Origin of the sequence: Ensifer sp. BR816 (assembly GCF_000378985.1) — a bacterium.
Taxonomy (GTDB): domain Bacteria; phylum Pseudomonadota; class Alphaproteobacteria; order Rhizobiales; family Rhizobiaceae; genus Sinorhizobium.
In genome coordinates this window covers 4,066,457-4,086,856 of record NZ_KB905370.1, presented here as the reverse complement: position 1 = coordinate 4,086,856, position 20,400 = coordinate 4,066,457, and the positions used below count along the sequence as shown (strand labels likewise).

Below are 20,400 nucleotides of genomic sequence, written 5' to 3'. Positions count from 1 at the left end.
CGCGCGATGCCGGCCGGCAGGCCGCATCGTGCGCTTCCATGGAGTAGGTTTCGATGCCAAGTACGAGGGCGCCAAGTACCACGGGGCCAGGCATGAAAGGCGCGTCCGCCATTGTTCTTGCGCTGACATTGGCGCTCGCGGGGTGCAAGATCATCAAGACGCCGACCGCTGAGGAGACGGCGCAATCCGCCGCGGGCGGCTTCGATCCGGATCGCATGGTCGCCGAGATCTGGGACGGCAAGGTCGTGCCCTATCTCGACAAGAAGGCAGGACCTTTCTCCGAGGTCGCCTCGCTCGCGGCAAGCAACCTGGAAGCGGCCGGCGCCAAATACGGTCACAAGGAAAAGCAGGGCAGCGCGCCCTGGACCTTTGCCGCGCGTCTCTCCGGCACCATCGTCAAGGCGGAGACGAAGTCGCGCTCGGCCTATGTGGAGGTCGACGCCGATGGCGACGGCAAGGCGGATGCGCGCGTCCAGATCGGACCGGCGATCCGCGGCACGGCGATCCGCGACAGCCTCGATTTCGTGAATTTCAACGAATTCAAGAACCAGATCGAGTGGGCGCAATACGGCAAGGCCTTCAACACCCATGTGAACGGACTGGTGCTCCAGAAACTTGCGCGCGACCAGCTCGTCGGCAAGAAACTGGATGCGGTCGGCGCCTATCCCGCGCCCGCCAAGGGGCAGATGCCGCTGTTCGTGCCGGCGCAGCTGACGGTGAGCGGATGAGCATGCGCCCGGCTGACGACGATTGCGTGCTGCGCCTGGAAGACGTCACCAAGGTCTATTCCGGCATTGTCGCCGTGCGCCACGCCAACCTGGCGCTGATACGCGGCGCGGTAAACGTGCTCGTCGGGGAGAACGGCGCCGGCAAGTCGACGCTGATGCGCATCATCGCGGGCGTCGAGAAGCCGTCGCTCGGCCGCATCCTGCTCGACGGCAAGGAGGTCGAATTCCACTCGCCGGCCGATGCCCAGAGGCATGGCATTGGCATGGTGTTCCAGGAGCTCAATCTCTTCGGCAACCTCTCGGTCGCCGAGAACATCTTCGCGACGCGTGAGGTGACCCGCGGGCTGCGCGGCATCGACCATCGCGCCCAGATCGACAGGGCCAATCATTTCCTCGACCGGCTGGCTGCCGGCATCGATGCCGAAACGCTCGTCGAGGATCTGCCGATCGGCCAGCAGCAGCTGGTGGAAATCGCCAAGGCGATCTCGCTCGACACCCGCATCCTCATCCTCGACGAGCCGACCTCGGCGCTTTCGGCGGCCGAGGTCGATGTGCTCTTCAAGGTCATCCGCGAATTGAAGGCGCAAGGCGTGGCGATCGTCTATATCTCCCACCGCCTCGAAGAGCTCATGCGGATCGGCGACTACATCACGGTCTTACGCGACGGCCAGATCACCGGCCATGCCATGGTCAGGGACATCGACACGAAGTGGATCGTCCGTTCGATGATCGGTTCGGAAGCGAAGGATTTCGCCAAATCGGTCGATCATCGCCTCGGTGAAGCGGTTTTTCGCGCCGAGGACATCTGCCTGCCGCGGCGCACCGGCGGCCTTGCCGTCGACCATGTGTCGATCGCAGTGCGCGCCGGAGAGGTGCTCGGCATCTACGGGCTGATGGGTGCCGGCCGGAGCGAGTTCTTCGAATGCGTCATCGGCCAGCATCCGCATTCGACCGGACGCGTCGAGGTCGGCGGCGTCGACGTTTCCGCCTGCGATACGTCCGACCGGATCCAGGGGGGCCTGGCGATGATCCCCGAGGACCGCCAGCGCGAAGGGCTGGTGCAGGCGCTGTCGATCGCCAGCAACCTGACGCTGGCGAGCCTCGATCGCTTTTTGCGCTTCCGCTTCCATATCGTCGGCGAAAAAGAGCGGGCGGCGATCAAGGCGGCAATCGCCGATCTTTCCATCAAGGCGCCGAATCCGGATTTCGAGGTGACCTCGATGTCGGGCGGCAACCAGCAGAAGGTCGTCATCGGCAAGGCGCTGATGACCCGGCCGAAGGTGCTCATGATGGACGAGCCGAGCCGCGGCATCGACGTCGGCGCCAAGGCGGATGTCTTCCGCACCATGCGGCGGCTGGCCGGCGAGGGGCTGGCAATCCTCTTTTCCACCTCCGACCTCGAAGAGGTGATGGCGCTCTCCGACCGCATCGCCGTCATGAGCAATGGACGGCTTGTCACCCTCATCGACCGCACCGAGGCGACGGAAGACATGATCGTGAAGGCATCGGCCGAAGGCCACAAGACGACAAGGGAACACGCCTGATGACAGCGGCAACGACCACCACCAATGCTGCGGAAGCCTCGAACGGCTCGCTGCTGTTGACGCTCATGAAGCTCAGGACCTTCATCGCGCTCTTCGCGGTGATCGCCTTCTTCTCGGTCTTCGCGCCGAACTTCCTGTCGACCGCCAACCTTATCCTGATGTCAAAGCACGTGGCGCTCAACGCCTTCCTCGCCATGGGCATGACCTTCGTGATCATTACCGGCGGCATCGACCTCTCCGTCGGTTCGATCGTCGGGCTCTGCGGCATGGTGGCCGGCGGGCTGATCCTGAACGGCATCGACCTGCAGTTCGGCTATACGATCTATTTCAACGTCTTCGAGGTCTGCCTGATCACGCTCGCCGTCGGCATCCTGATTGGCGCGATCAACGGCCTGTTGATCACCAAGCTCAACGTCGCGCCGTTCATCGCCACGCTCGGCACGCTTTATGTCGCCCGCGGCTTCGCGCTGCTGTCCTCCGACGGCCAGACCTTCCCGAACCTCGTCGGCAAGCCGGAACTGTCGACGACCGGCTTCGCCTTCCTCGGCTCCGGCCGGCTGCTCGGCCTGCCGGTTTCGATCTGGATCCTCATCGTCGTGGCGCTCGCCGCCGCCTATGTGGCCAAATACACGCCGATCGGCCGCCACATCTTCGCGGTCGGCGGCAATGAGCGCGCCGCCCGCATGTCCGGCATCCGCGTCGGACGGGTGAAGATGTTCGTCTATATGTTTTCCGGCTTCTGCGCGGCGATCGTCGGCCTGGTCATCTCCTCGGAGCTGATGGCCTCGCATCCGGCGACGGGCAACTCCTTTGAGCTCAACGCCATCGCCGCTGCGGTGCTCGGGGGCACGTCGATGTCCGGCGGCCGCGGCACGATCGGCGGCACCATCATCGGCGCCTTCGTCATCGGCATCCTGTCCGACGGCCTTGTCATGATGGGCATCTCGTCCTTCTGGCAGATGGTCATCAAGGGCATCGTCATCATCGTCGCGGTCGTGGTGGACCAGGCACAGCGCCGGCTGCAGCAGCAGGTGACGCTGATGCAGCTTGCAAAGAAAGGTTGAGTGAATGGCAATACTGAAAGGTGCCCTGATTGGCTGTGGCTTCTTCGCGGTCAATCAGATGCACGGCTGGCGCGACACCGAGGGGGCGCGGATCGTCGCCATCTGCGACCGCGATCCGGCACGGCTCAGGGCGGTCGGCGACGAATTCGGCATCACGCGGCGCTATACTTCGGCCGAGGACCTGTTTGCCGATGGCGGTTTCGATTTCGTCGATATCGCGACGACCGTCAGAAGTCACCGTCCGCTCGTCGAGATGGCGGCGCTGAACGGCATTCCGACGATCTGCCAGAAGCCGATCGCACCGACGATGGAGGATGCTAAGGCGATGGTTGCTGCCTGCGCCGCGGCGGGTGTGCCGCTGATGGTGCACGAGAATTTTCGCTGGCAGTCGCCAATCCGCGCCGCCAAGGCCGCGATCGACAGCGGCGCGATCGGTGAGGTGTTCTGGGGCCGGGTGAGTTTCCGGTCAGCCTATGATGTCTACTCCGGCCAGCCATATCTGGCGAAGGGCAAGCGCTTCATCATCGAGGACCTCGGTATCCACGCGCTCGACATCGCGCGCCATCTCTTCGGCGATGCGGCGTCGGTGACCGCCCGCACCCGCCGGGTCAACCCGAAGATCGTCGGCGAGGACGTCGCGACGATGATGCTCGACCATCGCGGCGGCATCACGTCGATCGTCGATTGCAGCTATGCCACCAGGCTGCCGGTCGAGCCCTTCCCCGAAACCCTGCTGGAGGTGGACGGCAGCAAGGGCACGCTGCGGCTCTCGCAGGGCTACCGGCTTCACGTTCACTCGCGGGAGGGCACGGAGTTGACGGACGTCGCGCCGCGTCTTCTTCCCTGGGCCTCCGCTCCCTGGCACAACATCCAGGAGAGCGTCAGCCTCATTCAGCAGCACTGGATCGACTGTCTGCGCGCCGGACGCGAACCGGACACGTCCGGCCGGGACAATCTCAAGACCTTCGCCCTGGTCGAGGGAGCCTACCGCAGCGCCGCCAAGGGCAAGACCGTGCAGGTCGAGGATTTCCAGCAGTGACGCCTTCGCGCGCCTTTCTTCTCCTCGGCACCGAGGAGCAGGAACCGGTGCCGCAGCGCCTCGAAGCCGGCCGTCTCAGCGCCGAGCTTGTCGGCGGCAATCTGCGTATGATCCGCTTTTCCGGCAGGGAGGTGCTGCGGGCGATCTCCTTTCTGGTGCGCGACCGGGATTGGGGAACATGCGCGGCCGAAATCACCGATCTGACCATCGAAGAGGAAGAGGCGGCGACCATCGTTCGATACGACGCCCGGTTCCAGGCTCCCGACGGGGCGGTACTCGACTGTCGGTCGACGAGCGAGATCTTCCCCGACGCGCTCATCTTCGATGCGCGTTTCACGCCGGATCGCGATTTCGAAACGGCGCGCGCCGGCTTTGCGATCCTTCATCCGATCGTCGGCGTCGCCGGCCAGGCAGTTACGGTCGAGCATGGCGACGGTTCGGTCGAGCGATCGGTCTTTCCCGATCTGATCGAACCCTGGCAGCCATTCAAGGATATCGCCGCGCTCACGCACGAGGTGATGCCCGGTGTCGAGGCCGAGTGTCGCATGGCCGGCGATGTCTTCGAGATGGAGGACCAAAGGAACTGGACCGACGGCTCCTACAAGACCTATGTGCGGCCGCTGGCGCTTCCCTGGCCCTATGTGCTGAAAGCCGGGGAGACGATTCATCAGGCCGTCCGGTTGTCGATCCGGCAGGCTGGCGCAATCCTCCCGGACGTCGCGCGAACGCAGAGCCCGATCGAGATCTTGCTCAGGCGCAATCAGGGAACAATGCCGGCGATCGGTATCGGCCTCCGTCCCGATGAGGTCACGGATGAACTTCTCGACGCGCGTCTGATCCGGGACATCAGCGCGCGTCACCTGATCTGCCATTTCGATCCGGACGCCGGCCATGGCGCGGCGGCGCTGAGGCACTTCCGGCAGATGGCTGATACCTCCGTCGCGGCGGTGACGCTCGAATGCTTCGTTCTTTGCCGGCGGCCGCTGGATGAGGAGCTGGGCGAAATTGCCCGGATGGTGCGCGATAGCGGGCTGCGGCTCGCAAGTCTCGCCATCTCGCCGTCGGTCGACCGCCAGTCGACGCCGCCGGGAAGCATCTGGCCGGATTGCCCGCCGCTCGAAGATGTCTATGCCGCTGCGCAAAGGGCTTTCCCGGGCGTGCCGCTCGGCGGCGGCATGTTCAGCTATTTCACCGAGCTCAACCGCAAGCGCGTGCCGGCCGATAGGCTCGCCTATGTGACCCATTGCACCAATCCGATCGTCCACGCCGCCGATGATCTCAGCGTCATGCAGAGCTTCGAGGCGCTTCGCGACGTCACCCGGTCGGTGCGGGCGATCTATGGCGACAAGCCCTACCGAATCGGCCCGTCCACCATCGCCATGCGGCAGAACCCCTATGGCAGTCAGACAAAGGACAATCCGTCCGGCAAGCGCATCGCCATGGCCAACCGCGACCCGCGGCACAACGCGCTCTTCGGCGCCGCCTGGACGCTCGCCTATGCTGCGACCGTGGCCGATGCGGCGCTCGAGGTGCTGACGCTTTCGACGCTTGCCGGTCCGTTCGGCCTGGTGGCCGGAGCGGGCGAGCCGGTCAAAGAGGGCTCTCCGCGGCCGCTCTTCCACGTGCTGCGCTGGCTCGCCGAGCTTTCGAGCGGCCGGCGTGTCGCAGTCGACACGTCGGCGCCGGATAGAGTTCTCGGGCTTGGCGCGGATCTCGGTGGTGCGGCAACCGTGTTGCTTGCCAATCTCTCCTCCGAACTGCAGACGGTGACGCTCGCCGCGCCGGGCACGAGAAGACTTTCCCTTCTGGACGAAAGCTGGCTTCGCGAAGGCGCAAAGGAGCCTGAGGCGTGCTTGCACGAGGAAACGGCGATCACGCTTCCCGCATATGCGGTGGCCCGCATCGATATTCTCTGATCCGTGCGCCGCTTCGAGACACGTCGAATATGTGGGCGGCAGCCGCTACCCCCTCTGGCCTGGCGGCCATCTCCCCCACAAGGGGGGAGACTCGCGGCTCCCTTCCTGCTTCACGGGAGCGTTCCACTTGCAAAGGCGTTTCGGTCGGAGCGCCCGGCCAGCCGCGAATATTCTCCCCCCTTGTGGGGGAGATGGCCGGCAGGCCAGAGGGGGTAGAGCCCTGCGCGTATCTACTTGCCCTTCGGCGCATAGAGCGCCCGCGAGCGCTCGAGATGCTTGATCATCGCCTGCTCGGCCTCGTCGGGATTTTCACGGCGGATGCAGTCGATGATCTCCGCGTGTTCGGAGAGGGTGACGTTCTCCTTGCCGGTCCAGATCAGCATTTCCGTGTGATATTCCTTGAGCCAGCCGAGCATCGCTTCGCTGACGGCACTGAAGATGGGATTGCCGGAAATCTCAGCAATGCGGCCATGAAAGGCCATGTCGGCAGCGATGAAGGCGTCGGAATCCCCGAGCGCGGCGCGCTGGCGCTTCAAGATCTCTTCGAGCGCGGCGACATCGGCCGCGGTGGCGCGGCTTGCCGCCTCGCGCACCATGCCGCGCTCGAAGAAAATGCGCGCGTTCTTCAGGTGTTCGAGCGAGTCCGAGGACGCCGAAAGCATGATCTTGGCGGCGACATCAACCTGTTTCAGCAGCGATTGCGCCGTCGGCTGCAGCACCCTGGCGCGCTCGCCATGCGAAATCTCGATCAGCCCCATATTGGCAAGCGCCTGCATGGCTTCGCGGATGGCCGGGCGGCCGACCTCGAAACGTTCCATCAGCATCCGTTCCGACGGCATCTCGTCGCCGGGCTGCAACTCCCCGGTCTCGATCAGCGCCTTCAGCCGGGCGAAGACCTCGTCGGAAAGTTTCCTGCGAACGATCGGCTCGGATTGAATCGCCATGTGAACTCCACCGCTGTTGTCGCATCCCTCTATATGCATGTTTTCCCAGAAGAAGAAATCTCGCGCCCGCAGCCGTCCAACGGACGCGATTTCTCTTGCGCAACTGACATACTCATTATACCAGTCAAGCGAAAGAGGCTACTCATTTCATGAAGAGCGAAGCGCCGTGATCCGCATCACCTACCGCATCGAGACACCCGGCGACGTCGAGGCGCTGGCGGCCAAGATTGCCAGCGACCAGTCGACCGGAACCTTCGTGCCGGTGCCCGGTGAAACCGAAGAGCTGAAGGCGCGCGTTGCGGCACGGCTCGTCGCCATCAGGTATCTGGAGCCGACCGATCGCCCGTCCTGGCCGCGGGAGGGTGGCGGTGCGAAACGCTTCAACCGGGCCGACGCCGAAATTGCCTTTCCGCTCGACGCGGTCGGCACGGATCTTGCCGCGCTGATGACGATCGCGATCGGCGGCGTCTACTCGATCAAGGGGATGACCGGCATCCGCGTCGTCGACATGCAATTGCCGCCGGAATTTGCCGCCGTCCACCCCGGTCCGCAGTTCGGCGTCGCCGGCAGCCGCCGGCTGACCGGCGTCGAGAAGCGCCCGATCATCGGCACGATCGTCAAGCCCGCTTTGGGCCTGAGGCCGGAGGAGACGGCTGAACTGGTGGGTGACCTCATCTCCTCCGGCGTCGATTTCATCAAGGACGACGAGAAGCTGATGAGCCCGGCCTATTCGCCGCTGAAGGCGCGGGTCGCCGCGATCATGCCGAAGATCCTCGACCACGAGCAGAAGACCGGCAAGAAGGTGATGTACGCCTTCGGCATCTCGCACACCGATCCGGACGAGATGATGCGCAACCATGACCTCGTCGTTCAGGCGGGCGGCAACGCCGGCGTCGTCAACATCAATTCGATCGGCATGGGAGGCATCGCGTTTCTGCGCAAGCGCTCCGGGATTGTGCTTCATGCGCACCGGAACGGCTGGGATATTCTCACCCGCCACGGCGGCCTCGGAATGGAATTCTCCGTCTGGCAGCAGTTCTGGCGGCTGATCGGCGTCGACCAATTCCAGATCAACGGCATCCGCGTCAAGTACTGGGAGCCGGACGAGAGCTTCGTCAAATCCTTCAAGGCGGTCAGCACGCCGCTTTTTTCCGAGCGCGACTGCCCCCTGCCGGTCGTCGGCTCCGGCCAATGGGGCGGCCAGGCGCCCGAGACTTATGCCCGCACCGGCGGCTCGACCGACCTGCTTTATCTGTGCGGCGGCGGCATCGTCAGCCATCCGGGCGGCGCGGGCGCCGGCGTCAGGGCGGTTCGCCAGGCCTGGGAGGCGGCCGTCGCTGGGATCGCGCTTCCGGACTACGCCAGGGACCATCACGAACTCGCACAGTCGCTTGAAAAATTCGCCGGCGGCAAGGGCGCCTGATACATCGACGATCCACGGAAGGCCGCGCATGCAGACACCATTGCTGAGCTATTACGGCGACGACCTGACCGGCTCTACCGACGTCATGGAGGCGCTCTCCTCGCATGGGGTCGAGACGGCCCTGTTTCTCAGGATCCCGGAGGCGGCGCTGCTCGAACGCTTCGCCCATTGCCGCGCCTTCGGGCTTGCCGGCACCAGCCGCAGCCAGACGCCCGACTGGATGGCGGAGCACCTGCCCTCGGCCTTCGCCTGGCTGAAGTCGCTTCGCGCGCAGATCGCCCATTACAAGGTCTGCTCGACCTTCGATTCGAGCCCGGCGGTTGGCAATATCGGTAAGGCGATCGAGATCGGTCGCGAGATTTTCGGCAAGGCGCCGGTGCCGCTCGTGCTCGGCGCTCCGGAGATCCGGCGCTACACGAGCTTCGGCAATCTCTTTGCCGCCTTTCGCGGCGAGACCTACCGCATCGACCGCCATCCGGTGATGAGCCGGCACCCGGTGACCCCCATGGACGAGGCCGACATCCGCAAGCACCTGTCCCGTCAGACGTCGCTGAAGACGGGGCTGGTCGATATCGCCCAGCTCGCCTCGTCGAACGCCGACGCGGCCACGGATTTCGCCTTCGCCGAGGGAAACGACATCGTCCTCCTCGACGTTGCGGGCACCGAAAGCCAGGCCGCCGTCGGACGGCAGCTCTGGCGCAAGCGTCGCTCCGGCGGCCAGTTTGCCTGCGGCTCCTCCGGCGTGGAATATGCGCTCGTGCGCGAGTGGCACAGGCTGGGGCTCATCGGCGAAGCGCCCGCCTTCACGGGCCCCGGTCCCGTTGACCGGATCGCCGTCGTCTCCGGCAGTGTGTCGCCGACGACCGAACGGCAGATCCGCCATGCCCTTCAAAACGGCTTTGACGGGATAGAACTCGATCCGCTCGCGCTTGCTGCGACGGAGAGCGGTGCTGCGCTCGAGGACGCGATGGCGCGCGGCCTTGCGGCTCTTGGCGAAGGGCGGAGCGTCATTCTCTACACGGCGCTCGGGCCATCGAGCGATCGCGGCAACGCCATCGGCCTGGAGGACGGCTCGCGCCACCGGATCGGCGAGCGGCTCGGCCTGCTCATCAAGGAACTGGTGAAACGGGCGGGTCTTAGCCGCGCCGTCATCGCCGGCGGCGACACGTCGAGCCACGCGCTGGGCCAGCTCTCGGTCGACGCGCTGACCTTGCGCCTGCCGCTGCCGCAATCACCGGGATCGCCGCTCTGCACCGCCCACAGCGCCGACCCGTCGATCGACGGCATCGAGGTGGCGCTGAAGGGCGGCCAGGTGGGCCTGGACGACTATTTCGCGATGATCCGCGGCGGGCGGACGGCTGGATGACGGGCGCGTGTACAACGCCCGCGTTCGTGCCCTCTCAATTGCCCTCGTCGGGGATATTGAGCAGGTGGCCGCAGGCCTTGCAATGGACGGCATCGAGGTCGTGCCGCTGCAGCCCGCATTGGGGGCAGGGGAAGTTCACCTTGTGCGGACGCACCACCGCCTGGGCGAGCCGGACGAACAGCGAGATGCCGATGATCATCGTTACGACGGAGGTGAGCTTGCCCAATGTACCGGGCAGCGTGATGTCGCCGAAGCCGGTCGTGGTGACCGTCGCCACGGTGAAATAGAGCGCGTCGACGAACCCTTCGCCGCCTTCCTGCGCATAGAAGAAGGTCGTGTAGACGAAGCCCGTCATCATGAACAGGAAGACCAGGAAGTTCAGGCAGGCGCGGACGACATCCTGATGATGCGCCCCGCCGATACGGCGCAGGCCTTCGCGAAGCAGTGGACTTCTGCCGATCGCCCAGATCCGCATGGCCCTGAGGAAGGCGAAATTGAACAAGAGGTCCGGGAACAGAAGGGTGGCGAGGATGATGAAGTCGATCCATGTCATCGGCCTTCTGAGGAAAACGCGAAGCGACGGAGCCGAAAGGGCGCGCGCCAGCAGTTCGGCGCCGATCCAGGCGGCGATCGTGTAGTCGATGATGAGATAGGTGGGGCCTTCCCGAAGATAGGGACCCAAGATGAAGAAGGCGAGGATGCTGAGGTCGATGAAAGCGAGCAGCGCTTGCCAACGCAGCGCTGAAGGATCGCGGCCGCGTTCGATGCGCTGCAGTGCGATCCGAAGCGCACGGACATTGGTGGAGGCGGATCGCCTGCGCTTGGTCATATCCATGCGCTGGACATAGGCGCGGGACGTTCGCCGTCAAGCACTTGCGGCGGCCGCGCCCGCAAAGACCGGGCGGCGTCAGGATTCCCCGGCCGTGGCCCGTCCAACATAGTCCGCCCGGTTGATCCCGTGGCGCTGCAGTTTGTCGTAAAAGGTCTTGCGCGGAATGCCGAGCGCCAGCAGGGTTTCCTTGACGTCGCCGCGATGGGCGGTCAGCGCCTCTTTCAAAATATCGGCCTCGTAGCGCTCCAGCCGCTCGGGCAGGGTGCCGTTGCTCGGCACCGGCGGGGCGGCGCGCTTGCCGGGATTGGCCTCCACCCCGAGCGCCACCCTTTCGGCAAAATGCGAGAGTTCGCGCACGTTGCCGGGCCAGGCATGTGACATCAGGTGGTCGCGGGTGGGCGCGGAGATCTCCGGCACCTCCCGTCCGAAACGCTCCGAGGCGCGCTTCAGGAAATGCGAGAAGAGCAGAGGGATATCCTCGCGGCGTTCGCGCAAGGGTGGGATCGAGAGCGTCACGACGTTGAGGCGGTAATAGAGATCCTCGCGGAAATCGCCGCGCTCGGCCGGGTCGCCGAGGTCGATCTTGGCAGCGGCGACGACGCGGATATCGACCGGGCGGACAATGTTGGTGCCGAGCGGCGTGATTTCGCGGGCTTCGAGAACGCGCAGCATCTTGACCTGCGTTGCCGGTGGCATCGCCTCGATCTCGTCGAGAAACAGCGTGCCGCCGCTCGCATGCTCGATCCGGCCAATGCGCTTCTTGACGGCGCCGGTGAAGGCGCCGGGCTCATGGCCGAACAGCTCGCTCTCGATCACCGTTTCCGGCAGCGCGCCGCAATTCAGCGCGACGAAATTGCCGCTGCGGCGCCGGCTCCACTGGTGCAGAAGCGTCGCCACGACCTCCTTGCCGCTGCCGGTCTCGCCGGCAACCAGCACGTCGACGTCGGTGTCGGCGATGTGCCTCAGCGTCTGGCGCAGCCGTTCCATCACCGGCGTCTGGCCGATCAGCGGCAGGCTTTCCGACGCCGCTTCCGCTGCCTGGCGCAGCGCGCGGTTCTCCATCACCAGACGCCGCTTCTCTTGCGCTCGCCGGGCGCTCTGGACGAGCCGGTCGGCGGCAAAGGGCTTGGCGATGAAGTCATAGACGCCGTCCTGGATCGCGTGGACCGCCATCGGTATGTCGCCATGGCCAGTGACCAGGATCACCGGCAGATCGGCGTCGAGCGCGGCGATCCGGCGGAAGAATGCGAGCCCGTCCATGCCCGGCATGCGGATATCGCTGATGACGACGCTCTCGAAATTGGAGTCGAGTTTCGCAAGCGCCTCGGCCGCGCTGGCGAAGGGCGACACGGTGAAGCCGGCAAGTTCCAAGGTCTGCTGCATCGCCTTGCGCAGGTCGCGGTCGTCATCGACCAGGAATACGGAGGGGGCGCGGTTCATTGCGCGTCAGCCTTCTTCAGATGCGCGGTGAATGTCGTTCCGGACGGGCTGCTCTCAACTTCGATCGTGCCGCCATAGTCGTTCACGATTTCCTTCGAGATCGCCAAGCCGAGGCCGAGTCCCTCCTCCTTCGAGGTGTTGAAGGGGGTGAACAGCTCGTCCAGGATGTCGGCCGGGATGCCTGGTCCATTGTCGGCGACGGTGAGCGCGATGCCGCCCGCCGTCTCCTCGCAGCGCACCCGGATCGCCGCGTCGTCGCGATCGCCGATCGCCTCCAGCGCGTTCTGCAGCAGGTTGATCAGCACCTGTTCCAGCCGGATGCGATTGCCAAGCGCTTTCAAGCCGTCCGGCGGCAGCTCGATGCGGATCGCGTCCATGCGGCCGGCAAAGCGGCTGCGTAAGAGCAGAAGCGCCCCCTCGACGACGTCCTTCATCGCCGTCGGCTCGGCGGCGAAATGGCCCTTGCGGGCGAAGCGCCGCAGCTCGTCGGTGATCGCTCCGACGCGCTCGGTGAGTTCGGCAATGGTCTCCATGTTCTCGGCGGCGATCGCGCTCTGGCCGCGGTCGAGAAAAGTGCGGGCATTGTCGGCATAGGCGCGGATGGTCGCCACCGGCTGGTTGATCTCATGGGCGACGCCTGCCGCGACCTGCCCGAGGATCGCCAGTCGGTTGGCCTGGACCAGATCCTGCTGGACGGCTTGCAGCTTCGCGGCCGTCTGCCGGTGGTCGGCGATCTCGGTTTCGAGGCGGTCGCGGGCCATGCTGAGGTCACGTGTGCGCGCCTCGACCTTTTCTTCCAGCTCGGTGCGCGCCAACCGCTCCGTGGCCGATCGCATCGCCACTACCTGCCGCCGCCGCAGAAGAAATGCGGCCAGTGCCAGGAGCGGCACCAATGCGGCAAGCATGAGGAGCCGCATCTCCCGCGCCCCGGCCGCCAGCGCCGCCTTCAGCGGCGACAGTTGCTCGAGCCGCCAGGCGGTGGATGGCACCGGCGTCTCGACGCGCAGGAAGGCCTCGGTGCCGTCGCCGGGCAGCAGCGCCTCCAGCGTCGAGGCGCCGTCCGGCCGGGCCTCGATCCGATCGAAAGGCAGCGGCAGCAGCGGCGCGTCGCCGAACTGCAGGCTCTCGCGAATCCCGGCAAGGCGGTCGTCGGGGATCGGCCGCGTCGTCATGAAGCGCCAGGAGGGCAGGCTGGTGATCAGCACGATGCCGCGCCGATCGGTGACATAGGTCGGCTTGTCCGTCACGCGCCAATCGGCTTCGACGCCGTCGAATTCCAGCTTGGCGACGATCACGCCGAGCGGCCCGTTTGGTCCGTCGATGCGCCGCGAAATATAGAGGCCTGGCCGCCGGCTGACGGTCCCCATGGCGAAATGCTCGCCCTTGCCGTCACGCATCGCCAGCCGGAAATAGTCGCGGAAAGCGTAGTCGTTGCCGACGAAGCTCGTCGGCTCCCGCCAGTTGCTGGCGGCAACGGCAACACCGTCGCGGCCGATCAGGTAGACGACGGCCGCCTCGGCACTTGCGGCAAGGCTTTCGAGCTTGCGATTGATCGGCTCCAGCGACTGCGGGCTCGGCGAGGTGAGCGCCTGGCGAATGGCGGTATCGTCGGAAAGAACCAGCGGCAGGGCCCGCTGCCGCTCGACAACCGCCCTTAACAGCGAGGCTTTCAGGCTGGCGTCGAGCCGGCTCTGCTCGGCAAGCTCGGCGAGCGCCTGCGACCGTCCATATGCCCCGGCAAGGAGGAGGCCCGCGACCAGAAGCATCAGCGCCACGACCGCAAACAGCAGCCACGACTGCCGCGACCGGCGGCGCAGCATGCCAAGATCGTCCGTGCCGGGCGGGTATTTGGTCATGGCGGCATTGTGCATGTTTTCGCCCGGCGCGCCAGCCGAGCTGTGCGGATTTCCGCACAAGACGATTACCTGATCCCCGAAGCCATCGATTTAAATCAAGTAAATTCAATTATTTATCTGGCGACCGTCAAACTGGCACGCCCGTTGCAAACAAGCTCCACAAGGCAGCCGCGGCTGTCGATCTTCGGAAAAGTGGCCCGGGAGGCCGGCAGGTCGCCGGACTGGGCGCCCAGGTGGAGGATACCATGATCATCGAACATTCCGCGGAGGTCCGCGGCAAGACACCCTTTTATCGCCATCTCTATGTCCAGGTCCTAGCGGCGATCGCCGCGGGCATCCTGCTCGGCCATTTCTATCCCGAGCTCGGCACGCAATTGAAGCCGCTCGGCGATGCCTTCATCAAGCTCGTGAAAATGATCATCGCGCCGGTGATCTTCCTGACGGTCGCGACCGGTATTGCCGGGATGACCGATCTCGCCAAAGTCGGCCGCGTCGCCGGCAAGGCGATGATCTACTTCCTGACCTTCTCCACCCTTGCGCTCGTCATCGGCCTCATCGTCGCCAACGTCGTGCAGCCGGGTGCGGGCATGCATATCGACCCGGCCTCGCTCGACGCGAAGGCGGTCGCCTCCTATGCGGCGAAGGCACATGAGCAGTCGATCACCGGCTTCCTGATGAACATCATCCCGACGACGCTCGTCGGCGCCTTCGCCGAGGGCGACATCCTGCAGGTGCTGTTCATCTCGGTGCTCTTCGGCATCTCGCTCGCGATGGTCGGCAAGAAAGCCGAGCCGGTCGTCGATTTCCTGCAGGCGCTGACGCTGCCGATCTTCCGGCTGGTGGCGATCCTGATGAAGGCCGCCCCGATCGGCGCCTTCGGCGCCATGGCCTTCACCATCGGCAAATACGGCGTCGCCTCGATCGCCAACCTCGCCATGCTGATCGGCACTTTCTACCTCACCTCGTTCCTGTTCGTCTTCATCGTGCTCGGCGCGGTGGCCCGCTATAACGGCTTCTCGATCGTGGCGCTGATCCGCTACATCAAGGAAGAACTCCTGCTGGTGCTCGGTACCTCCTCCTCGGAGGCCGCACTGCCGGGCCTGATGAACAAGATGGAAAAGGCCGGCTGCAAGCGCTCGGTCGTCGGCCTCGTCATTCCGACCGGCTATTCCTTCAATCTTGACGGCACCAACATCTACATGACGCTGGCGGCGCTCTTCATCGCCCAGGCAACCGACACCCCGCTCTCCTATGGCGACCAGATCCTGCTGCTGCTCGTCGCCATGCTGAGCTCGAAGGGTGCGGCCGGCATCACCGGCGCCGGCTTCATTACGCTCGCCGCCACCCTCTCCGTCGTTCCCTCCGTGCCGGTCGCCGGCATGGCGCTGATCCTCGGCATCGACCGCTTCATGTCCGAGTGCCGGGCGCTCACCAACTTCGTCGGCAATGCGGTCGCGACGCTGGTGGTGGCCAAGTGGGAAGGCGAACTGGACCAGGCGCAGCTCTCGGCGGCACTTGGCGGCGATCAGCCGGTCGAGACTATCCCGGCGGTTGCGGTTCAGCCCGCGGAATAACTTGCCTCCCAGGCAACGCACGATGAGTGCGGTTTGGCGCGGTCTGGTATTCCAGGCCGCGTCTTTTTTTTGGTGCGAGGGTTATGGCGACAGTTGCAATGTCAGCGGATGGCGACACCCCCTCTGGCCTGCCGGCCATCTCCCCCACAAGGAGGGAGATCGGATGTGGCACGCCCGGTGCGCCTGTCAAAATGATTTCCGCATCTGCAAACGTCTCTCTTCGGACGATTGGCTCGCCGCGGGTCGATCTCCACCCTTGTGGGGGAGATGGCCGGCAGGCCAGAGGGGGGTACCGGGTCCGCAGACGCCCGAGCCTATCTGAGCCATTGAGTGGTGAAATCTAAATCCCGTGCAGCACCTGCGTCGCCTTGACCGCCGCCGAGGCGCGGTTCTCGACGCCGAGCTTCACATAGATCTGTTCCAGATGCTTGGTGACGGTGCGGGCGCTTAAGCCCAGGATCTCGCCGATGTCGCGGTTGGATTTGCCCTTGGCGATCCAGAGCAGCACCTCGGACTCGCGCTGGGTGAGATGGAAATGCTGGCGCAGCATCTCGTCGTCGCTCATCCCGTTCTCGGCGGTCAGGCGAAAGAGATACTCGTTGGCGCCGATGGCGCCGAGGTAGGAAATCTGCAGGCCCGTTTGTCCGGCCTGGTGGAGCGTCAGGCTGCCCTGCTTGTCGCTCCCCTGTTTCTCCCGCGCCCGCATCCAGGCGGCAATGCGGGCGGCCACCACTGCAAGTCCGTCGTCGCTGCCGGTGGCGGCGTTGACGAGGCGGGTCGCCTGCGGCGTCGACCATCGCACGGTGCCGTCGCCGCGCACGGCCAGCAGGTGCCGTCCGGCGGCATCGAGCGCGACGCGGGCGCTCTGGGCCGAGCGGGCGTTGGAAAGATGGACGCGGATGCGGGCGCGCAGCTCGTCGATGTTGATCGGCTTGGTCAGATAGTCGACGCCGCCGGCCTCAAGCGCCCGCACAACATGTTCCGTCTCGGTCAGCCCGGTCATGAAGACAACCGGCACCTGGGCGACCGAGGCATTCGCCTTCAATCGCGTACAGGTGTCAAAGCCGTCCATGCCGGGCATCACCGCGTCGAGCAGAATGAGGTCGGGGGTGATGCGGTCGGCGATGTTGAGCGCCGCATGGCCGGAGGTGGCGATCAGCACGGAAAAGCCGGACTGTTCCAGCGCCTCGGTCAGGAATCCGAGCGCTTCCGGAGAATCGTCGACGAGCAGCACGATGTCGCGCGGGTTCGTGGCCTCAGGCACGGGCGGTCGTCTCCTCGGGAAGCAGCCGTTTCAGGAAGGCATCGTAGCCGGCAAGGTCGAAGGCCCGGACATAGGCAGTGGCCGCCTCGGCAAAGGCCTGGTTCTCCGGGTTCAGGGCAATCTCCGTCAGTTTCGCCTCGATGCCTCTCACGTAGCCGATTTCGCCGAGCTCTATCAATTCCCTCACATGCTGGTCGCCGGGGCTGGTCACGGTGGCCTTGCCGTTGGCGGGCGCGTCCTTGACGTCGCCCTCATGGATCCATTCGAGCCCGAGATGGATCGCCAGCTTGTCGGTGAGCTGGCGCACGCCGAAGGGCTTGGCGAGCGTATCGTTGTGGCCGATCGCGCCGGCCGCCGAGCCGTCGCCGATATTGGCCGACAGCATGATCGCCGGCGCCGTCTGGCCGCTCTCCCGGAGCTTCGTCACCAGTTCCCAACCGTCCATGCCGGGCATCGAGATGTCGATCAGAAAGAGATCCGGCCACGTCCCCTCGATGAGCGCCAGGCAGTCGGCGCCGCTCGTTGCCGAAAGAACGGTGAAGTCGAGCGGAGCGAGCACCTCGCGCATCAGCTCGCGGTGGTCGGCATTGTCGTCGACGACAAGAATGGTGCGGTGCGGGCCCCTATAGGACCTGATCCTGCGCACCGGGTCGATGAGCGCCGCCGGTCGGTCGACGGCCGAGAGCATCAGCCGCACCTTGAAGGCGGTGCCCCTGTCCTTCTCGCTGGTTACCGAGATTTCGCCGCCGAGCGTCTGGGTCAGCAGTCGGGTGATCGTCAAGCCAAGACCCAGGCCCGGCATGCGGTGCTCGGCGTCGCCGCGCTGGAAGGGATCGAAGATCTTCGGCAGGTCCCGGTCGCTGATGCCGCGGCCGCTGTCCTCGATGGTGAAGGTCGCCACCTGGCTGCGATAGCCGATGTCGAAGCGGATCTGGCCCCGATCGGTGAATTTCAGGGCGTTCGACAGGAGGTTGACGAGGATCTGCCTGAGCCGTTTCTCGTCGGTCTTCACATATTGCGGCAGCGTTGGGCTGCGGTTGTGCTCGAAGCCGATCCCCTTGGCCTGCGCCTGCGGGCGGAACATGTCGACGATCTGGTCGAGGAAATCGTGAATGTTGATCTCGTTCGAATAAACCTGCAGCTTGCCGGCCTCGATCTTCGAAATGTCGAGCAGGCCGTCGATCAGGCCGGAAAGGTGATCGGCGCTGCGCTTGATTACCTTGATCGCGCACTGCCGCGATTGCGGGATCGTCTCGTCGCGCTCGAGGATCTGCGCGTAGCCGAGCACGGCATTGAGCGGCGTGCGCAGCTCGTGGCTCAAGCCCACGACGTAGCGGCTCTTCGCCCGGTTTGCGGACTCGGCCGCTTCCTTGGCATTCTGCAGCGCCGCGTCGGTCTTCTTGTGGGCGGCAATCTCTTTCAGCAGCAGCGTGTTCTGGCGGGAGGATTCCTCCTCGGCCACGACGCGGCTGTCATGGGCGAGCACGTAGAACCAGGAGACGACGCCGGCGAGGATGGCGAAGACGAAGAAGACGACGGCGATCGTCCGCTCAACGACGGCGGCGGTCTCCGGCGAGGCGGCGGTCGTCTGGTGGGCGATCATCGCCAGGATGATGCCGATGCCGGTAATCGAGATCACCGCCGAAATTGCGTAGCGCCCCAGCCTTGTGGCGAGCTTTGCGACGATCGTGTCCGGCAGCACCGCCTTGGCGACCGTCGCGATCTGGGTATTCAACCGCGCCTTCGGCTTGCACATGTCGTGGCAGCGGCTGTCGAGCGAGCAGCAGAGCGAGCAGATCGGCGCGGCATAGGCCGGACACCAGGCCATGTCTTCCGGCTCGAACGGATGCTCGCAGATCGAGCAGGTGATCTCGCTTTCGCGAAGCCAGCTCTTGCGCGGCTTGCGGGCGAGATAGAACTTGCCCTCCGTTCCCCAGGCGATGAGCGGCGAGACGATGAAGGCTGTGACGAGGGCGATGTAGGGTGCCAGCGAGGCGGCGATCTCGCCCATGGCGCCGAAATGCGCGGCGAGCGCCAGAAGCGCCGAGACGCCCATGGTGCCGAGGCCGACGGGATTGATGTCGTAGAGATGGGCGCGCTTGAACTCGATGCCTGGAGGCGAGAGGCCGAGCGGCTTGTTGAGGAAGAGATCGGCGGAGATCGTCGAGAGCCAGGCCATGGCGATGATCGAGAAGATGCCGAGCGTCTCCTCGAGCAGCCGGTAGATGCCGAGCTCCATCAGCAAGAGCGCGATCGCCACGTTGAAGACCAGCCAGATGACCCGGCCCGGATGGCTGTGGGTCAGCCGCGAAAAGAAGTTCGACCAGGCAAGCGACCCGGCATAGGCATTCATCACATTGATCTTCAGCTGCGAGACGACGACGAAGGCGACCATCAGCAGGAGCGCTGCCGTCTCCGATGGGACGATATAGCCGAAGGCGGTGTAGTACATCTGCGCCGGATCGGCCGCCCTGGTCGAGGGCACGCCGGCGCTCAGCGCCAGCACGACGAGGAAAGAGCCGGCGAGCAGTTTCGGCGCGCCGACGATCACCCAGCCGGAGCCGGCGAGGAACACGGCGATGCGGTGGTGCAGCTTCCTCTGGCCGTCCGGCGGCAGGAAGCGCAGGAAATCGACCTGTTCGCCGATCTGCGCCATCAGCGCGAAGATCACCGCCGACGCGGCGCCGAACTCGGCGAGATCGAAGGGCGCGACGGTGCCGGCCGGGCCGGAGGCGTGGTGAATGCCGGCATAGGCGAGCCAGAGCCCCACCTTCTCCCAGTCGGCAAAAGCGATGAAGGCGAAGGGCAGGATGTTGAGCACGATCCAGAAGGGCTGGGTGACGAGCTGGAACTTGCTGATCAGTCGCACGCCGTGGGTGACGAGCGGGATCACCATGACGGCGCTGACGATGTAGCCGATCCAGACCGGTATGCCGAGCGCCAGCTCCAATGCGCCCGACATGATCGATGCTTCGATGGCGAAGAGGATGAAGGTGAAGCTCGCATAGATCAGCGAGGTGATCGTCGAGCCGATATATCCGAAGCTCGCGCCGCGCGTCAGAAGGTCGATGTCGACGCCGTGGCGGATCGCGTAGCGGCTGATCGGCAGCCCGACGACGAGGATCATCACGCTCGCGACGAGGATCGCGACGATCGCATTGGTGGTGCCGTAGGACATGGTGATGGCGCCACCGATCGCTTCGAGCGCCAGGAAGGAGATCGCGCCGATCGCCGTCTGCGAGATCCGCTCCGAGGAAAAGCGCCGCGCACTCTTGGCGGTGAAGCGCAGCGCATAGTCTTCCAGCGTCTGGTTGGCGACCCAGCGATTGTATTCTCGCCGAACGGGAATGATGCGCTGGCGTGCCGCCATGGTGCCTCGTCGTTTGCTGTATCCGCCGGTCTCTGCCTAT

The 20,400-nt window shown here is 65.2% G+C and carries 14 protein-coding genes; 8 read left to right on the top strand and 6 right to left on the bottom strand.

Annotation, left to right across the window (positions count from 1 at the left end):
* Positions 1 to 92 precede the first annotated feature (92 nt).
* Genes RHIBR816_RS0119605 through RHIBR816_RS0119585 form a run of 5 tightly spaced genes read left to right on the top strand, consistent with a single transcriptional unit; the run spans position 93 to position 6,291 of the window.
* The gene (locus RHIBR816_RS0119605; RefSeq protein WP_018238290.1) at positions 93 to 728 is read left to right on the top strand and encodes a DUF2291 family protein; all 636 of its coding nucleotides are present in this window, start codon (positions 93 to 95) and stop codon (positions 726 to 728) included.
* The gene (locus RHIBR816_RS0119600; protein WP_018238289.1) at positions 725 to 2,272 is read left to right on the top strand and encodes a sugar ABC transporter ATP-binding protein; all 1,548 of its coding nucleotides are present in this window, start codon (positions 725 to 727) and stop codon (positions 2,270 to 2,272) included. The genes RHIBR816_RS0119605 and RHIBR816_RS0119600 overlap by 4 nt, the downstream gene beginning before the upstream one ends.
* The gene (locus tag RHIBR816_RS0119595) at positions 2,272 to 3,336 is read left to right on the top strand and encodes an ABC transporter permease (protein ID WP_018238288.1); all 1,065 of its coding nucleotides are present in this window, start codon (positions 2,272 to 2,274) and stop codon (positions 3,334 to 3,336) included. Before RHIBR816_RS0119600 ends, RHIBR816_RS0119595 begins: the two co-directional genes overlap by 1 nt.
* Positions 3,337 to 3,340: 4 nt before the next feature.
* Positions 3,341 to 4,375, top strand: a complete 1,035-nt coding sequence (locus RHIBR816_RS0119590) for a Gfo/Idh/MocA family protein (protein WP_018238287.1) — start codon at positions 3,341 to 3,343, stop codon at positions 4,373 to 4,375.
* Positions 4,372 to 6,291: a hypothetical protein gene (locus RHIBR816_RS0119585; RefSeq protein ID WP_018238286.1), complete on the top strand. Its 1,920-nt coding sequence runs from the start codon at positions 4,372 to 4,374 to the stop codon at positions 6,289 to 6,291. Before RHIBR816_RS0119590 ends, RHIBR816_RS0119585 begins: the two co-directional genes overlap by 4 nt.
* 230 nt (positions 6,292 to 6,521) lie before the next feature.
* Here RHIBR816_RS0119585 and RHIBR816_RS0119580 read toward each other — a convergent pair whose 3' ends face one another.
* Positions 6,522 to 7,235 carry a transcriptional regulator NanR gene (locus RHIBR816_RS0119580; RefSeq protein ID WP_018238285.1) on the bottom strand — a complete coding sequence of 238 codons (714 nt, stop codon included), beginning with the start codon at positions 7,233 to 7,235 and terminating at the stop codon, positions 6,522 to 6,524.
* A gap of 166 nt (positions 7,236 to 7,401) precedes the next feature.
* Between RHIBR816_RS0119580 and oiaX the strand changes: the two genes are divergently transcribed.
* Entirely contained in the window at positions 7,402 to 8,658 is a 1,257-nt protein-coding gene (gene oiaX / locus RHIBR816_RS0119575) for a 3-oxo-isoapionate-4-phosphate decarboxylase OiaX (protein ID WP_018238284.1), read from the top strand.
* Positions 8,659 to 8,686: 28 nt separating this feature from the next.
* Positions 8,687 to 10,024 (top strand): four-carbon acid sugar kinase family protein, encoded by a 1,338-nt coding sequence (locus tag RHIBR816_RS0119570; protein WP_018238283.1) that lies wholly within the window; start codon positions 8,687 to 8,689, stop codon positions 10,022 to 10,024.
* Positions 10,025 to 10,058: 34 nt separating this feature from the next.
* On the opposite strand, the gene RHIBR816_RS0119565 is transcribed toward RHIBR816_RS0119570, so the two are convergent.
* The 3 genes from RHIBR816_RS0119565 to RHIBR816_RS0119555 all read right to left on the bottom strand — a co-directional run bounded on the left by RHIBR816_RS0119565 (position 10,059) and on the right by RHIBR816_RS0119555 (position 14,167).
* Positions 10,059 to 10,859, bottom strand: coding sequence for a potassium channel family protein (locus RHIBR816_RS0119565; protein WP_018238282.1), 801 nt, complete (start codon positions 10,857 to 10,859; stop codon positions 10,059 to 10,061).
* 72 nt (positions 10,860 to 10,931) lie between these two features.
* Entirely contained in the window at positions 10,932 to 12,296 is a 1,365-nt protein-coding gene (locus RHIBR816_RS0119560) for a sigma-54 dependent transcriptional regulator (RefSeq protein WP_018238281.1), read from the bottom strand.
* On the bottom strand, positions 12,293 to 14,167 hold the full coding sequence (locus RHIBR816_RS0119555) for a sensor histidine kinase (RefSeq protein WP_018238280.1): 1,875 nt from the start codon (positions 14,165 to 14,167) through the stop codon (positions 12,293 to 12,295). The genes RHIBR816_RS0119560 and RHIBR816_RS0119555 overlap by 4 nt, the downstream gene beginning before the upstream one ends.
* A gap of 230 nt (positions 14,168 to 14,397) precedes the next feature.
* Here RHIBR816_RS0119555 and RHIBR816_RS0119545 point away from each other — a divergent pair, with 230 nt between their 5' ends.
* Complete coding sequence (locus RHIBR816_RS0119545; RefSeq protein ID WP_018238278.1) at positions 14,398 to 15,726, top strand: dicarboxylate/amino acid:cation symporter; 1,329 nt, start codon at positions 14,398 to 14,400, stop codon at positions 15,724 to 15,726.
* A 340-nt stretch (positions 15,727 to 16,066) separates the two neighbouring features.
* Here the strand turns inward: RHIBR816_RS0119545 and RHIBR816_RS0119540 are convergent, their stop codons facing one another.
* On the bottom strand, positions 16,067 to 16,990 hold the full coding sequence (locus RHIBR816_RS0119540; protein WP_018238277.1) for a response regulator: 924 nt from the start codon (positions 16,988 to 16,990) through the stop codon (positions 16,067 to 16,069).
* Positions 16,983 to 20,360, bottom strand: a complete 3,378-nt coding sequence (locus tag RHIBR816_RS0119535; protein ID WP_018238276.1) for an ATP-binding protein — start codon at positions 20,358 to 20,360, stop codon at positions 16,983 to 16,985. Before RHIBR816_RS0119535 ends, RHIBR816_RS0119540 begins: the two co-directional genes overlap by 8 nt.
* Positions 20,361 to 20,400 lie beyond the last annotated feature (40 nt).

Excerpts from the sequence above, each read along its gene's own strand:
- RHIBR816_RS0119605 (WP_018238290.1), top strand. The coding sequence starts at position 93 with ATGAAAGGCGCGTCCGCCATTGTTCTTGCGCTGACATTGGCGCTCGCG.
- RHIBR816_RS0119600 (WP_018238289.1), top strand. The coding sequence starts at position 725 with ATGAGCATGCGCCCGGCTGACGACGATTGCGTGCTGCGCCTGGAAGAC.
- RHIBR816_RS0119595 (WP_018238288.1), top strand. The coding sequence starts at position 2,272 with ATGACAGCGGCAACGACCACCACCAATGCTGCGGAAGCCTCGAACGGC.
- RHIBR816_RS0119590 (WP_018238287.1), top strand. The coding sequence starts at position 3,341 with ATGGCAATACTGAAAGGTGCCCTGATTGGCTGTGGCTTCTTCGCGGTC.
- RHIBR816_RS0119580 (WP_018238285.1), bottom strand. The coding sequence starts at position 7,235 with ATGGCGATTCAATCCGAGCCGATCGTTCGCAGGAAACTTTCCGACGAG.
- RHIBR816_RS0119570 (WP_018238283.1), top strand. The coding sequence starts at position 8,687 with ATGCAGACACCATTGCTGAGCTATTACGGCGACGACCTGACCGGCTCT.
- RHIBR816_RS0119565 (WP_018238282.1), bottom strand. The coding sequence starts at position 10,859 with ATGGATATGACCAAGCGCAGGCGATCCGCCTCCACCAATGTCCGTGCG.
- RHIBR816_RS0119560 (WP_018238281.1), bottom strand. The coding sequence starts at position 12,296 with ATGAACCGCGCCCCCTCCGTATTCCTGGTCGATGACGACCGCGACCTG.
- RHIBR816_RS0119555 (WP_018238280.1), bottom strand. The coding sequence starts at position 14,167 with ATGCACAATGCCGCCATGACCAAATACCCGCCCGGCACGGACGATCTT.
- RHIBR816_RS0119545 (WP_018238278.1), top strand. The coding sequence starts at position 14,398 with ATGATCATCGAACATTCCGCGGAGGTCCGCGGCAAGACACCCTTTTAT.
- RHIBR816_RS0119535 (WP_018238276.1), bottom strand. The coding sequence starts at position 20,360 with ATGGCGGCACGCCAGCGCATCATTCCCGTTCGGCGAGAATACAATCGC.